Below are 15,611 nucleotides of genomic sequence, written 5' to 3'. Positions count from 1 at the left end.
AACACTCACTCGCCTTTCTCCATACTTTGGAATGTTTTTTCCAACTTGATAATAAATTCATTTATTTCCTCTATTGAAGCAGTTAATGGTGGTAAAATCCGTACTACATTTGGGCCTGCTGTTAATATCAACAGATCATTGGTGATCGCCTTTTGGACAACTTCTAGGGCGTTAATTTCGACCACCAAGCCTTTTAGGAGGCCTTTTCCGCGAATATCCTTTATAAAAGAGTACTTTTCTTTCAGATTCTGAAGCTGTGAATCTAAGTACTCTGAAATTACTTTAACTTGATTTAATAGGTTCGTTTCAATTATATGAGTAAGAGTTGCCAGACCGGCTGCCGTTGCTAAAGGATTTCCCCCAAAGGTGCTGCCATGGCTGCCTGGTTCAAAGCCTTTGGCCGCCTCTTCTTTAGCGATAATGGCCCCGATAGGAAATCCAGAGCCAAGACCTTTGGCAATACTGATTACATCTGGCTCAATAGAGTATTGCTCATAGGCAAAAAGAGTTCCTGTTCTGCCGATGCCTGTTTGGATTTCGTCGACCATAAGAAGGATATCATTCTCTTTGCAAATCTGTGCGATTTTTTCAACCCATTCTTGGGTTGCTGGAATTACGCCGCCTTCTCCTTGGACAAGTTCTAAAAGTACTGCACCTGGTTTAATGCTGTAAAGCTCATCAAGTGCATCAATATCATTAAACGGCAGGTAGCTAAATCCAGGGATTAATGGTGCGAAGCCGTGCTGAATTTTTTCCTGACCGGTAGCTGTTAATGTTCCTAACGTTCTGCCATGAAAGGATTGCTTGAAAGTCACAATAGTAGGTGACTCATTCCCTTTCACTTTGTTGGAGTATCTTCTGGCCAGCTTTATCGCTGCTTCGTTCGCTTCTGCACCGCTATTGCAAAAGAAGACTTGGTCGCCACAGCTGTTTGCTGTAAGAAGTGCTGCCAGTTGCTCTTGATTTGGAATGTTGTATAGATTCGAACAGTGCCAAAGATTTTGCAGCTGTTCTTCCAGTTTTTCTTTTACAACATTGGGAACATGCCCTAAGTTACAGGTAGCAATTCCAGAAGTGAAATCTAAGAATTGTTTAGCTTGATCATCCCATACGTAGCTTCCCTTCCCTTTTACAAGTGTGACAGGAAAGCGTCCGTAGGTTGCCATCACAGGCGAGATTTGGGAAACGGAAGTAGTATTCGACATTACGCAATCTCCTCATCTAACACAATTTTTGTTCCGACCTTTTTACCGTCGGTATAATCTATAAGACTATTTTTATCGAATCCGTTGATGATTCCAACTTCGGGAATGTTGTGAACAAGTCCGTCAATCGCAGCTTTTACCTTTGGAATCATTCCACCATAAATAGTTTGATTATCAATCATTTCTTCTATAACTGCCTTAGACACTTTATCAAGTTTTGTTTTAGCGCCATCTTTTTCGACTAATATCCCAGGAATATCACTGATAAAACAAAGATTTGCTCCTAGTGCCTTAGCAATTGCTGAGGCTGCAATGTCACCGTTAATGTTATAGCGTTGACCGCTGGCATCTATTCCAATTGGAGATATTACCGGAATATTTCCCTGAGAAATAATTCCTTCGAGAACCTTTTTGTTAACCCCCGTTACTTCGCCTACAAAACCCAGCGTTTCAGCGTTTTGGGTAGGAACTGCTTGCAGCAAGCTTCCATCAACTCCGCTGACGCCAATAGCATTTCCGCCAACTTCAATTAAATTTCTGACGACCTGTTTATTAACGGATCCGCTTAAAACCATTTCGACCACATCAAGGACCTCATGATTAGTTACTCTTAAACCATTAATAAATGTGGTTTGGACATTCAGGGATTTCAATAAGGATGTAATAAGAGGGCCGCCGCCATGTACAATAATCGGCGTCCACTCACCAGCTTCATGCATTTTAACTACGTCTTCATAAAATGATCTTGGCAGATTATCTAACACACTTCCGCCGCACTTAATGACTAAGTATTTCATTTTGCCTGCCTCCCTTAAGTGCGATAGGATGCATTGATTTTCACATAATCATATGTTAAATCGCATCCCCAAGCGGTAGCACTGGAATCACCTTGATTTAAATCAATATAGATTTTGACATTTTCTTGTTCTAGATATTGCTTCACATCTTCTTCTACAAAGGAACTTGGTAATCCATTTTCAAAAACTGTATAGGTTCCTATGGAAACCTTTAGTTTATTCGGCTCAAGAGGAACTCCACTATAGCCTGCTGCCGTTACGATTCTGCCCCAGTTAGGATCCGTTCCATAAATTGCGGTTTTTACAAGATTGGAAGAGATAATTGATTTACCTACTGCTGAAGCTTCAGCTACGTTGAATGCTCCGTTAACTTGAACTTCAACCAGCTTTGTTGCGCCTTCACCGTCTCTGGCAATTTTCTTTGCAAGGGACTCACAAACTATTTTTAATCCTTCTTTGAAGACTTCCCAATCCGGATGGTCCTTTGTAAGCTGCTTGTTTTCCGCTAGGCCATTGGCCATTACTAAAACCATATCATTCGTGCTGGTATCACCGTCTACGGTAATCATATTAAAGGTTTGGTTCGTTACATCTTTTAATGCAAATAGCAGGTCTTCATGGGCAATGTTTGCATCTGTAGTAACAAAGCCGAGCATGGTTGCCATATTCGGGTGGATCATCCCTGACCCTTTGGCGGCTCCTCCAATGCTAATTGTTTTTCCATCGATTTGAAGTTGTACCGCAATCTGCTTTATGCAAGTATCGGTTGTAAGGATCGCTTGCTTAAAAAATAATTCATTTTCATTTTCTTTATCGAGAATTTGCTTAATTCCCGAATTCACTTTATCCATCGGTAATAGTTCACCAATTACACCCGTTGAGGTTACTGCAACTAAGTGCTCCTGAACCCCAAGTTCAGCTGCAAATCCTTTTTGCATCTCATATGCGTCCTTTAAACCTTGCTCACCCGTACAAGCATTGGCATTTCCGGAATTCACTATGATTGCCTGAATTTTATTTTCTTTTGCGATACTTTCCTGTGTTACTAAAAGTGGTGCAGCTTGAAAAATGTTCGTTGTATATACACCGGCAGCTACAGCTGGTTTTTCGGAAACTATGTAACCGAGGTCGAGTCTCTTACGTTTAATCCCGCAATGTATGCCGCCTGCTTTAAACCCCTGTGGAAATGTAACACTTTCTTCTTCAAGAATAACGATTTTCTTGCTTGTTAATGCCTGAGTCAATTGAACTACCCCCTTAGTTTTCCTTTTGTCCATCTTCAAAACTAGATCACTATCAATTTATCATTCTTATTATGGATATAGTGGAATGTCAGTAAGCCCCGTCCGCTCATCCCATCCGTTCATTATATTTACGTTCTGAATCGCCTGGCCCGCTGCTCCTTTGACCAAATTGTCAATAACGGAGATGATGGTTAGGCGGTTTGTTCTTTTATCAACATGTAAACCAATATCGCAGTAATTGGATCCTTGGACTTCTTTTGTCGAAGGAATATTTCCTTGTGGCCTTACTCTTACAAAAGGTTTATTTTTATAAAATTCATCGTATATTTGCTGAATATCTTCAATAGATACGTCTTCTTTTAATTTCACATATATCGTACACATAATTCCCCGATTCATTGGCACGAGGTGGGTTGTAAAAGTAATGGTAATAGGGCTGCCCGATTCATCTTCTAAAACCTGTTCAATTTCAGGAATATGTTGATGTGCCCCGAGCTTATAAGCTTTTATATTCTCATTGATTTCAGCAAAATGAGAGGTTAACGAAAGTCCTCTTCCAGCGCCTGAAACACCAGATTTTGCATCAATTACAATTGACTCGTAATCTGCTAAATTTGTTTTTACTATTGGCAATAGTCCTAAGGTGGCTGCCGTTGGATAGCATCCAGGGTTTGCGATGAGGCTGGAATGTTTTATTTTTTTCGGATAAATTTCGCTTAACCCATAAGTTGCTTTTTGTAAATAGTTCGGATCTGCTGGTGAATGTTTATACCATGTTTCATATTCTTCAGAAGACCTCAATCGAAAATCTCCTGATAAATCTATACATTTAATACCCCTATCAAGTAAGGCAGGCACTTGCCTGCTGCTTACACCCGAGGGAGTAGCTAAAAAAACAAATTCATTTTCACATAAATGATCTGGATCGAATTTATCAAGTGGCTGCTCAACGATACCAGATAAGTGGGGGTATACCTCACTAAAAGGTGTGCCCGCCTGCGAGTTAGAAACAACAGAACCAATTTCTAAATAGGGATGTTTTTGTATCAAGCGAATAAGTTCAATTGATCCATATCCTGTACCACCGATTATGCCAACCTTCAATTTTTTCATCTCCTAAGTTCCTCTAATAATGAATTATTATACATACATATATATAATTATTCAACGGAAAAATTGCTCAATTTTCCGTTTTTATTGAAAATTATTAAGAAAAATTTTGAAAACGCTTTCATTTTTTCTTGTAAGATTATACAACTTTTATGCAATTGCCAACAAAAAAAGAAAGTACCAGACAGGGCACTTTCTTTCATCCTAATATTTATAAATTTGAATGCAGGATTTCCAAGACCTTGCGTAAGTCATTCACCGGTACCTGCCCAGGTGCGGATGCCTTTTTAGCAGCTCCAAATGTAATTGCAGATCCAAACACCTCACCTGCTATTCGGCTGATAACACCCTGACCAGCCATCGACATGGTAATAATCGGCGTATTGGCATAAAGTTCTTTCATTGAGTTGGTTGCATCTAATAGGGTTAACACGTCTCCTGTGTTTCTTGGCATTACCGCTATTTTCGGGATATCTCCGCCTAGCTCCTGTGCTTTACGTAATCGTGACACGATTTCATCCTTGGGAGGTGTTTTTTCAAAATCATGATTAGAAATGATGACGAACACATCATTTGAGTGTGCTGTTTCAATTAAGGATTTTATAATACCTTCATCATTGAACAGCTCAACATCAATGATATCAACTAATCTGGTTTGCGCAGCCGCTTTGTTTAATTCTAAGTAGGTTTGATTACTTAATTCCTTTTCTCCACCTTCTCTTTCACTTCTAAATGTAAAGATTAGCGGAACCTTTGGCAGGATACCTCGGATTTCCTTAAGAGCTTCTTTTACCTTCAAAAAATCTTCTACCTCTTCAAAAAAGTCGACCCGCCACTCAACAATATCTGCATCAATTGTTTTAATATGTAATGCTTCATCTATTAATTCTGATACTGACCTCCCCACCATCGGCGTACAGATTTTTGGTGTCCCTTCCCCAATTGTAAGACCTTTAATAGTTATTGTTTTTTTCATTTTCTCTAAGAGTTGGTTTGCAATTTCCTCTGGATTTTTATTATCGGTTTGAATTTTCAAATGATGATCTGCATAAACTTTTTGCCTATTGTAAAAAAGCTCTTGCATTTCCTCAATTGATTTCCCTTGCAAAACTGGCCGGCTATCAATAATTAAGTTTAATCGTTCCTTCCAGCTCTCAAAAGCTATATCTAGAAAAATTACTATGGAGGAAGATAAACAAACCTTTTTAATCTCTTCCTGTAAGAATGCTCCCCCACCAACAGATATTATTACATTCTTTTGCTGGCTCAAACTCGTAATTAAACTTTTTTCCTTGTCCCTAAATACCTTTTCTCCAAATTCCTTAAATATCTGCGATACAGGTATATTAAATTCCTTTTCAATCTCTTCATCAATATCGATAAATTCTCGATTCAGTTTTTGTGCTACTAGTTTACCTATCGTTGTTTTCCCAGCACCCATGAATCCGATAAACACAATGCTTTTTTCACGATCAATATCCAATTTTTTCGATCCCCCTACGACTATGCAATAAGTTGAAGTGATTTTTCTGAATTTTTTTCAATTATAAGCCTTAAAGCTGAACAATTCTACAAATTTCTGGATACTTTCTACAAATTATTAAGGTACATTCTACAAATTTAAGCCCACATTCTACAATATTGAAGGCGCATTCTACAATTGCCAATGCATTCTACAAATTTACGGGTACATTCTACAATTTAATAAGATACATTCTACAAATTTAATACCCCATTCTATAAACGATTCGATATCCCAAAAAAGAAGAGACCCCACACGGAGTCTCAAAGTTTATTGCTTCATTTTCGGATCTAGCACATCACGCAGGCCATCGCCCATTAAGTTGAATCCAAGGACGGTCAGCATAATGGCTAGACCTGGAAAAATCAATGTCCACGGTGCTTGTGTAATGTAGTTTTTTGAATCCGCCAGCATTTTCCCCCACTCTGGTGTAGGAGGCTGTGCACCTAATCCTAGAAAGCCCAGGGCAGCTGCCTCAATAATAGCAGTCGCAATAGCCAGGGTCGCCTGAACAATTACTGGGGAAATACTATTTGGTAAAATATGACGGAAAAGGATCCGTGCATCTTTCATACCAACTGCACGGGCTGACATTATATACTCTTCTTGCTTTACACTTAACACCTTAGACCTAACAAGCCGGCCAAAGTTAGGAATATTGATAACCGCAATGGCAATAAGGGCATTTTGCAAGGATGGTCCAAGGATAGACACAACCGCAATCGCCAAAAGAATACTCGGAAAAGCCAGCATAATATCAAAGATACGAGATATGATATTATCAATCCAGCGTCCATAATATCCAGCCACAATTCCAAGAAAGGTTCCGACTACTACAGATCCTAATACTGAGAAAAACCCGACCCATAAAGAAATTCTCGCACCATATACAACCCGCGAAAAAATATCCCGGCCAAAGTCATCTGTGCCGAACCAATGCTTGGATGATGGAGCCTGCATCCGCTCGGACAATACTTGACCTTTAAAGCTATACGGCGCGATCCATGGCGCGGCGATGGCTAATATGATAAAAAAGATGACAATTCCTAAGCCAATTACGGCTAATTTATTTTTATAGAAGGATTGCCAAGCCTCCTTCCATGGAGGTGTCAGCTTTTCTTCGGCAGCTCTTATTGTGATATCTGCTGTGTTTTTTACAAGTTCAGCCACTAGTAATCCCCCCTATTTCGTATATTTAATTCTTGGATCAACAAAAACATATAATAGATCCACGATTAAATTTATTAGGACAAAGATTGCTGCAATAATTAATATCCCGGATTGAATAACTGGATAATCGCGATAACCAATTGCATCGTATAAATATCGCCCAATTCCCGGCCAGCCAAAGATTGTTTCCGTCAGAATCGCACCGCCTAATAGAAGTCCTGTTTGCAAACCAATGACGGTAAGTACTGGGATTACAGCATTTTTTAAAGAGTGTTTGTAAACAACCCAAAACATTCTAAGACCTTTTGCTCTAGCAGTTCGGACATAATCAGATCTCATAACCTCAAGCATCGTTGCACGTGTCATTCTTGCAATAATTGCCATTGGAATGGTCGCAAGAGCAAAGCTTGGCAGGATCAAATGCTTGATAACAGTACCAAATTGGTCAAATCTTCCCTGTATGAGCGTATCTATTAAATAGAGATTGGTAATGGCCGAGACGGGATCCCTGACATTTTCTCTTCCAGTTGTCGGGAGCCAGCCTAATTCATTTGCAAAGCCCCATTGCATCATTAAACCAAGCCAGAAAATCGGTAGTGAAACCCCAATTAGTGCAAGGACCATTGCGACATAATCGAACCAGGATTTCGAAAACCAAGCACTAATAATCCCTGCATTTACACCAATGATGATAGCAATTACCATTGCAACGACTGTGAGTTCGATTGTGGCCGCTAAAAATGGCCATACTTCATGGTTTATCGGCCCCCTTGTACGGAGTGAAGTCCCTAAATCCCCATGTAATAGTTTATTAATATAGTCCACGTATTGTATGTACCAAGGCCTGTCCAACCCCAGTTGTTTCGATAATACGGCAATGGCTTCTTTTGTTGCCCTTTGACCAAGGATAACCTGCGCAGGATTTCCCGGGATGGCATGAATAATGCCAAAAACAACTAAAGTCATCCCGAACAAAACCGGTATTAATGAAAATAAACGTCGAACCGTGTATGTAAACAATTTTATCACCTCTTTGTTAAAACTGATTCGTTAACAAAAGGGGAGGCAATGCTCCCTCCCCTTTTGTTAATTATTATTTAAAATCTACTTTTGTCAGAGCTTCAGAGCCTGTTGGGTGTGGTAAATAATTTACTACATCCTTAGAGGCGGCTAACAATGGTGTTGAGTGAACAAGTGGTACCCATGGAGCATCATCATGGATGATTTCTTGAGCTTGCTTGTATAGATCGTTACGTTTTGCTTGATCAGTTTCAGTTTGAGCTTTAATCAATACATCATGAAGGGCATCATTGCTGTAATAGGAGTAGTTATTGCTTCCAATGCTATCTTTATCTAGTAAAGTATAAAGGAAGTTATCAGGATCTCCATTGTCGCCTGTCCATCCGAGCATGAACATATCAAACTCGCCTTTTGCCGCTTTGTCTAGGTATGTTGCCCATTCAACAGATTGGATTTTTGCTTTAACACCAATCTTGCTCAAGCTTTCTTGAATAACCTCAGCAACTTTTTGAGCTTCTGGCATATATGGACGTGCTACAGGCATTGCCCATAAATCAATTGAGAAACCTTTTTCGTAGCCAGCTTCTTTCAATAATGATTTTGCTTTTTCTAAATCATATGGGTATGGCTGAATGTCTTGGTCATATCCTTCAATAGAAGGAGGCATTGGGTTAACGGCTGGAAGTGCTTTACCGCCATAGAATGCATCAATGATCGCTTTCTTATCGATAGCATAGTTGATCGCTTGGCGAACAAGCTTGTTATCGAATGGTTTGCGAGTCGTTGTTAAACCAATATACCCAACGTTCATTGAAGGACGTTCGATTACTTGAAGCTTGTCGTTGCCCTTAACAGTTGCTTCATCTGAATTGTTTAATCCATCCATTACGTCAATCTCACCGTTGGCAAGAGCATTTAGACGTGCAGTGTTTTCAGGAATTACACGGAAAATGACTTTGTTTAACTTAGGAAGACCTTTTTGCCAGTAGTCAGGGTTCTTTTCGAGAGTAATGGTATCATTTTGTTTCCACTCAACAAATTTGAATGGTCCTGTTCCAACCGGATGGCTTCTGAAATCGTCGCCCCATTTTTTCACAGCTGTTGGGCTGGCAATTCCGAATGGAGACATCGCTAGGTTCTTTAAGAACGGAGCTTGTGGACGCTTTAATACAAATTGAACAGTATTTGCATCGACTGCTTTTACTTCTTTAATAACGTGGCCCTCATCTTTTTTATATCCGCCAAACATTGTGTAATAAGGGAATTTGTCAGAATCGCCGTTCATCCAGCGGTCAAAGTTAAATACTACTGCATCTGCATTAAAATCAGTTCCGTCATGGAACTTTACTCCTTGACGAAGATGGAAGGTGTAAGTTAATCCATCAGGAGAAACTTCCCACTTTTCAGCAAGTCCAGGATTAACAGTCGTATCTTGATCACCATACTGCAACAATGTTTCATAAATATTTTCGGTTACTTTGAAGGCTTCACCCTCAGTAGTTGTAATAGGGTCAAGAGAAGTGGAATCTCCACCGCGACCGTATACAAGTGTATCCTTCTTCGAGCTGTTGCCAGAAGCAGGCTCCTTCTTGCCGCCTGATTCATTATTCGTTTTGCTGCTGCAGCCAACTAAAAACATACTGATGGCTAAAAGTGAAATCAACAGCAGTTTAAAAGACTTTTTCTTCATAAGCATTTCTTACCCCCTAATTCTTTTTTATATCATGAATGCTGACTATCACTTGTTATATAAGTGACAGGCAACATAATGACCGTTGAGATTTTGTTCTGCAGGTCTTGCCGTTTTACAAATATCCATCACTTGAGAGCATCGAGTATGGAAAGCGCAGCCTGAAGGAGGATTTGCCGGGCTTGGCAGTTCACCTTCAATTAAAATTGTTCTTTTCTTCAAATCTGGATCTGGTATTGGTACAGCCGAAAGGAGGGCCTTCGTGTATGGATGTCTTGGATTTTCATAAAGCTCTTCACTTTCAGCTAATTCTATTAATCTGCCTAAATACATTACACCTACCCGATCACTAATATGACGCACTACACCTAAATCATGGGCGATAAATATGTATGTAAGTTGGAACTCCTCTTGTATGTCCTTCATTAGGTTAAGAACCTGTGCCTGGATGGAAACATCCAGTGCAGATACAGGCTCATCAGCAATAATCAACTTTGGTTTTGTCATTAATGCTTTGGCAATTCCGATCCGCTGACGCTGCCCGCCGCTGAATTGGTGCGGATATCGCTTGGCATGGTAACTGCTTAAACCTACTACCTCGAGCATTTCTTTTACCTGTTTTTTGCGTTCTTCCTTTGTACCGATGCAATGGACAATCAACGGCTCTTCTAAAATCTGCTCAATCGAATGCCTTGGGTTTAACGAAGCATAGGGATCCTGGAATACCATTTGAATATCCCTGCGGATTTTCCTTAAATCTGTTTTCGACATTCTTGTAATCTCTTTATCTTCAAAAACAATTCGCCCATCACTCGCTTCAATCAAGCGCATGAGCAATCGGCCGGTTGTCGATTTTCCGCAGCCGCTTTCACCAACGATGCCCAACGTTTCCCCTTTTTTAACATAGAAGGAAACATCATCAACTGCTTTAACTTCCCCTTGTTTCTTTCCAAAAACGCCGCCAGTGATTGGGAAGTATTTTTTAAGTCCATTTACCTCAAGAAGTAACTCTGACATGCTGGTCACTCCCCTCCTTCAATGTATGTAGGAAACAGCGCACTTCATGTCCGCCTTTTTCCAAATGAAATAAATCTGGTGATTCCACATGGCATCTCCCGAATTGTTCGGCACATCTTGCGGCAAATCGGCAGCCTTTATGGACAGTCCCCGGTGTCGGAACGGTTCCCGGAATACTGTAAAGACGGTCTTTTTTCCCTCTTAAGTCAGGAACTGATTTTAATAAACCTTTTGTGTAAGGGTGCTGTGGATCCTTTAAAATTCTTCTGACATCACCCTGTTCCACAATTTGACCCGCATACATAACAATGACACGTTCACAAATTTCCGCTACTACGCCCAAATCGTGGGTAATTAGAATAATGGAAGTATTTGTTTTTTTATTTAAATCCTTCATTAACGCGAGGATTTGCGCTTGAATCGTAACATCGAGCGCCGTTGTTGGCTCGTCCGCAATCAATACCCTTGGATTACAGGCCATCGCCATGGCTATCATGACCCTTTGTCTCATTCCGCCTGACAGCTGATGCGGGTGCTCCTTTAGTATTCCTTCTGCCCTTGGAATCCCGACCAGCTTTAATAGTTCGATGCTTCGAACAATCGCTTCTCTTTTTGAAAGATCTGTATGTAATCGAATTGCTTCCATCAGTTGATTTCCAACCGTAAATAACGGATTCAAGGAAGTCATCGGCTCCTGGAAAATCATCGAAATCTGATTTCCGCGGATTTTTCGCCACTCTTTTTCGGATATGTTTTTTAGGTCATTACCTTCGAATATAATTTCACCATTTTCGATTTTACCTGGCGGGGAAGGAATTAGCCCCATCGTAGCCAAGGATGTAACACTCTTACCGCTCCCTGATTCTCCTACAATTCCAAGGATTTCTCCTTCTTTTAATTCAAAACTGATACCATCCACTGCTGGTAAAAGTTTTTTCCCAGACTGAAATGATACCTTTAAGTCTTTTATTTGAAGAATAGGTTCTTTTATCACACTGACACCTACCTAATAGTATTTTCTGACTATACGGAAGTATTTTAAAATAATAAATTTTACAATAATTCAATATATGATTATTTTTGCTTTTTTATTGAAACTTGTCAATGATTAAATTTTTATCCAGTTCTTCCATATTTGTAAGCGCTTTAAAAAAAGCCTGACATCATCGCATTTCGAGAGGTGTCAGGCTTCATTTATTTTTTTAAAATTCTATTGTTCGATTTCTGTTAGTGCCACTTCCTGATACGCTTTGAAGAAGGAATCACAGAATGTATCCCATTCAGCCGCTGCTTCGATTGAAGCCTCGCTTACTTCTCCTAAAACAGGACTTTGCAGTAAATGCTCCAGCTGTTCAGAGAATTTCTTTATTGAATCTTGATGTGCCCCCTTTAATACACTGCTCACAAATTCTCTAGGAGAATACCAGTCTGCCACTCTTTGGAGATCACGATAAATTTGCGTTAATAGTAGATTGCGCGGGCCTTCCCATTGTTCATTAACAACTACATCACGAAAAATTCGCGGCAGGGAAGAAAACTCTTCCATTACCCCATGCCCGGCAAACATTGAGATGGTATCCCTTAATATTTCAGCACCTTCATTGGTGGCACAAATTTTCTGCAATAAAATAAGTTCGCGTAAGTTAAATAGTTGTTTCCGGGTTTCGATCGGATGATCTGATTTTATGCCCGGATTAAGAGGTTTTTCTAAACGCAAAAACAAATCGTAGATTTTAAAAGCACCTGCAGTTGTACGCTTTGCAGCTTTTTCGATTCGTCTCAGCTTGCTCGCAGCAAGCGGGTATTCATTTACTTTTTTACCAAAAACGGTTCGGAAATCGCTGTAAAGACTAGCTTCTCTTGATGCCCGCAGCATAAATCCTGCACAGGCAATACCGATTTCTAGCCGGGACAAGGTCAAAACAATGCCGACCGCGACAGCAATCCCTTTATCTTTATGACCGATCGGATAGGCCAATGCCCCATTGTATTGAATTTCGGCAGTCGGTAATTCGGCGGTACCAAGCTTCCATTTTATCCGGTTAATCTCGTATCCATTGCGTTTTTCTTTTTCCTTATCGCCAGGGAGCCAAGCAGGAACAATGAATGTAGAGACTTTATCTGTCCCTGAGATTTTGGCAGTAACTACAGAATAATCCGCATGGGCCGCAGAACAAAAGAACTTATTACCATATAGGCGATAATTCTTTCCATCCTGGACGGCCTCAAGAACATTGGCTGGCAGGTCCGAACCGCCTTGGATTTCTGACATAAACTGGGCGCCAATTGCAAATTCGCCGTCTATCCCTTCTTTTGTATGCTGCAAAATTTCTTGAAGCTCTGGGTATTCTTCATTCGGAAATTGCTCTAACAGAGCTACTAATCCATGGGTACATGTTAGAGGGCAAGTAACTCCGCCTTCGCCAATTTGGTGAATCAGCATTCGCTTCACAAAGCTTTCCCAATGAGTCATTTTGCTAGAAAAAAGACCTTCCCCAAATACCCCGCGTTCTAATTGATGGACTTCCATAGGCCGGACAATGCGATCAATTCGATGATTAAATGCATCATAATGAAGCATATATGGCCTAACCTCTGGTCTGGCAATTCGTTCAGCTAATTGGTTCCATTTTGTAGAAACAGTAGGTGAGAAAGAAAGAATGTTTTCATGGAGTTTCTCAAATTGGGACCCGGTAAATTTTCTCACTGCTTTTTGCAAAAACGGTTCTTCACGGTACCAGTCAAGATTTTCACGTTTTTCTACGAATTCATCAAAAGCATACGTATTTTTTCCTCTTGTTTCAGTCTCTTGGGAAGCTAGATTCATGGAATGGCTCACTCCCTTTTGGTTAAAATTTCATAATTTTCAGTATTTATTATAAAGGCAAAGTTACGATAAATCAAAAAGCAAAAGACCCTGTAATGCTTGGGATTGGACATTAACAGGGTCTTTTTATTGTCTATTTTTTCATTCCAGTATAAATTTGGATGGCATCCCTTAAAAATTCTGCTGTCCCTGGCTGTTCTTTATCATAATAGGCGGTAAATCTTTCATCATCGACATACATTTGTGCAAGTCCTGCGTGGGCTTCTTTGCTGTATTCGTGCCAATAATAAGTGAGCCATTGCTTATGAAGATCGGCTGCTTTTTGCGCCAGCTCCCCTGCTGGATCACCTGTTTTAAAAGCTTCCGCCAAGGTTTCCTGGACTTGTTCTGCTAGCTTTGACACTTCCGTATACTGTTCCTCTGTCATATTTTGCAGTTTCGCATTTGATTTATCGACCGTATCATTTCCGTACTTTTGGCGAATTTCTTTTCCATACTTTATCTCATTATCATCTATCATTTTTTTCTTAAAGCCTTCAAACTTTTCTTTATTTGACATGTTCATTCTCCCTTCTGATTGTGCTATTGTTTTTTCAACATTAGCAATTAATAAATCTAATTGAATCCGCTTTTCGAGGAGCTTCTCGCGATGTTCCCTGAGGGCCTTTGCACCGTTAAAGGAAGGAGCCGTAACGATTTCTTTAATGCTGTCCAAGCCTACTCCTAATTCTCGGTAGAATAGAATTTGCTGGAGTCTATCCACTTCTGCTTGCCCATAAATCCTGTATCCTGACGAATTGATTCTTGCCGGCTTAAGAATTCCAATTTCATCATAATACCTGAGCGTTCTGGTACTGACACCCGCGAGACTTGCTAGCTTTTGCACTGTATATTCCATTCGATCATCTCCTCATAGCTAACGATACACCTTAACGCAGCGTCAATGTCAATTAGTATTTTGCCTAATTTTCGTTTTAATAAAATGGTGCCTGACACCACCGGTGGACAAATGTCCACGAGTGGTGTCAGGCACCAAAAGAGGCATCAAAAGGCGCACTAAAGGAAATATTTGTCGAACAGTTTTGATAATACAAGGAATTTTCCCCCTTTATAATGTTATTAGGTAAAAAATACCACGAAATTTTGAAAGGGGCAGGGTTATGGCAAAGGTTATTGTTATGTATAATCAACCAAAAGATAAAGAGGGATTTGAAAAGTATTATTACAATGTACATATACCTCTAGTGCAAAGAATCCCTAATCTTAAAGGGGCTGAAATTCATCACGTTTTACAAGTTCAAAATACGAATGAAGATTTATTTCTCATTGCAGAGCTTCATTTTGATGATCCCCAGACATTAGGGCAGGCATTGGCATCTCCTGAGGGTCGTGAAGTGCAAGGAGATGTATTAAATCTTATGCAATTCTTGAATAAGCCGCCTGTAATTGCGATAGTAGATTAGAAACGAAGGTAAGATCCTATAAAAATAGGGTCTTTTTATTTTTTTGTAATGGATTGTCCCAATTTTTGCATACATTTATGGATAAGGGGGGATTCTCATTTATACTTCGTTTTCAACAAGCAATCTAATTCGACTTGCAGTGGCCTATGTATTTATTACATCTGGACTTATGAAATTAATGAGTGCTGAACTGGCAAGCAGTTTTCTCCGTTTAGGACTACCCTATCCTCATATAATATTAAAGGTTGTTATTTTACTAGAAATTGTTTGCGGCCTTTTAATATTGGTTAATAAAGCGGTTAAAAATGCGGTGATCCCTTTAATTGGAATTATGATTGCAACTCTTTTTTTAACCAAATTGCCAACATTAAATACCGGTCTGCTTCAATTTGCTTTCAATGCAAGACTAGATATTGTGATGATATTATTACTCTTCTATCTATATAAGAGGTATCGCAATTGAACATTCAATCCAAGTAGAACCAGATTGTTAAAACCAATTTGGTTTTTTAGTGTGTTAAAATAACATTTATCAAGTTATCGTTT

Annotated in this window: 14 protein-coding genes and 1 pseudogene; 2 read left to right on the top strand and 13 right to left on the bottom strand. The window is 39.7% G+C overall.

Translation table 11 applies throughout. The features are described from left to right. Window positions 1-5: 5 nt before the first annotated feature. The 13 genes and pseudogenes from LC455_RS08270 to LC455_RS08215 all read right to left on the bottom strand — a co-directional run bounded on the left by LC455_RS08270 (window position 6) and on the right by LC455_RS08215 (window position 14,500). Entirely contained in the window at window positions 6-1,205 is a 1,200-nt protein-coding gene (locus LC455_RS08270) for an acetylornithine transaminase (RefSeq protein ID WP_223589745.1), read from the bottom strand. After that, window positions 1,205-2,002: an acetylglutamate kinase gene (argB, locus tag LC455_RS08265; protein ID WP_223589743.1), complete on the bottom strand. Its 798-nt coding sequence runs from the start codon at window positions 2,000-2,002 to the stop codon at window positions 1,205-1,207. Before argB ends, LC455_RS08270 begins: the two co-directional genes overlap by 1 nt. A 14-nt stretch (window positions 2,003-2,016) precedes the next feature. After that, entirely contained in the window at window positions 2,017-3,279 is a 1,263-nt protein-coding gene (gene argJ / locus LC455_RS08260) for a bifunctional ornithine acetyltransferase/N-acetylglutamate synthase (protein WP_223589872.1), read from the bottom strand. Window positions 3,280-3,315: 36 nt separating this feature from the next. Continuing rightward, window positions 3,316-4,359 carry an N-acetyl-gamma-glutamyl-phosphate reductase gene (gene argC, locus LC455_RS08255; protein ID WP_223589741.1) on the bottom strand — a complete coding sequence of 348 codons (1,044 nt, stop codon included), beginning with the start codon at window positions 4,357-4,359 and terminating at the stop codon, window positions 3,316-3,318. A 208-nt stretch (window positions 4,360-4,567) separates the two neighbouring features. Next, window positions 4,568-5,332 (bottom strand): type I 3-dehydroquinate dehydratase, encoded by a 765-nt coding sequence (aroD, locus tag LC455_RS31355; RefSeq protein WP_263297731.1) that lies wholly within the window; start codon window positions 5,330-5,332, stop codon window positions 4,568-4,570. A 9-nt stretch (window positions 5,333-5,341) separates the two neighbouring features. Then, window positions 5,342-5,797 (bottom strand): annotated as a pseudogene (locus LC455_RS31350) (shikimate kinase); the annotation flags it as partial. 351 nt (window positions 5,798-6,148) lie between these two features. Further along, a complete protein-coding gene (gene nikC / locus LC455_RS08245) occupies window positions 6,149-7,048 on the bottom strand; it encodes a nickel transporter permease (RefSeq protein WP_223589740.1) in 900 nt (299 codons plus the stop codon). 12 nt (window positions 7,049-7,060) lie between these two features. Continuing rightward, window positions 7,061-8,068 (bottom strand): ABC transporter permease, encoded by a 1,008-nt coding sequence (locus tag LC455_RS08240; RefSeq protein ID WP_223589738.1) that lies wholly within the window; start codon window positions 8,066-8,068, stop codon window positions 7,061-7,063. A 73-nt stretch (window positions 8,069-8,141) separates the two neighbouring features. Further along, the gene (locus tag LC455_RS08235; RefSeq protein ID WP_223589869.1) at window positions 8,142-9,758 is read right to left on the bottom strand and encodes an ABC transporter substrate-binding protein; all 1,617 of its coding nucleotides are present in this window, start codon (window positions 9,756-9,758) and stop codon (window positions 8,142-8,144) included. 48 nt (window positions 9,759-9,806) lie between these two features. Further along, window positions 9,807-10,775 (bottom strand): ABC transporter ATP-binding protein, encoded by a 969-nt coding sequence (locus tag LC455_RS08230; RefSeq protein WP_223589736.1) that lies wholly within the window; start codon window positions 10,773-10,775, stop codon window positions 9,807-9,809. Next, window positions 10,756-11,769, bottom strand: coding sequence for an ABC transporter ATP-binding protein (locus LC455_RS08225; protein WP_223589734.1), 1,014 nt, complete (start codon window positions 11,767-11,769; stop codon window positions 10,756-10,758). The genes LC455_RS08230 and LC455_RS08225 overlap by 20 nt, the downstream gene beginning before the upstream one ends. Before the next feature lie 216 nt (window positions 11,770-11,985). After that, complete coding sequence (locus tag LC455_RS08220) at window positions 11,986-13,602, bottom strand: acyl-CoA dehydrogenase family protein (protein WP_223589732.1); 1,617 nt, start codon at window positions 13,600-13,602, stop codon at window positions 11,986-11,988. A 133-nt stretch (window positions 13,603-13,735) separates the two neighbouring features. Further along, window positions 13,736-14,500 (bottom strand): MerR family transcriptional regulator, encoded by a 765-nt coding sequence (locus LC455_RS08215; RefSeq protein WP_223589730.1) that lies wholly within the window; start codon window positions 14,498-14,500, stop codon window positions 13,736-13,738. 262 nt (window positions 14,501-14,762) lie between these two features. On the opposite strand from LC455_RS08215, the gene LC455_RS08210 reads away from it, so the two are divergent. Together LC455_RS08210 and LC455_RS08205 are read left to right on the top strand one after the other, a co-directional pair. Next, a complete protein-coding gene (locus tag LC455_RS08210; protein ID WP_223589729.1) occupies window positions 14,763-15,065 on the top strand; it encodes an EthD family reductase in 303 nt (100 codons plus the stop codon). A gap of 91 nt (window positions 15,066-15,156) precedes the next feature. Next, entirely contained in the window at window positions 15,157-15,528 is a 372-nt protein-coding gene (locus LC455_RS08205; protein ID WP_317851423.1) for a DoxX family protein, read from the top strand. The last annotated feature ends 83 nt before the right edge of the window (window positions 15,529-15,611 follow it).

The organism is Neobacillus bataviensis (assembly GCF_019969725.1).
The sequence above is the reverse complement of the archived record's forward strand: the minus strand, read 5'-3'. Positions and strand labels throughout refer to the sequence as shown.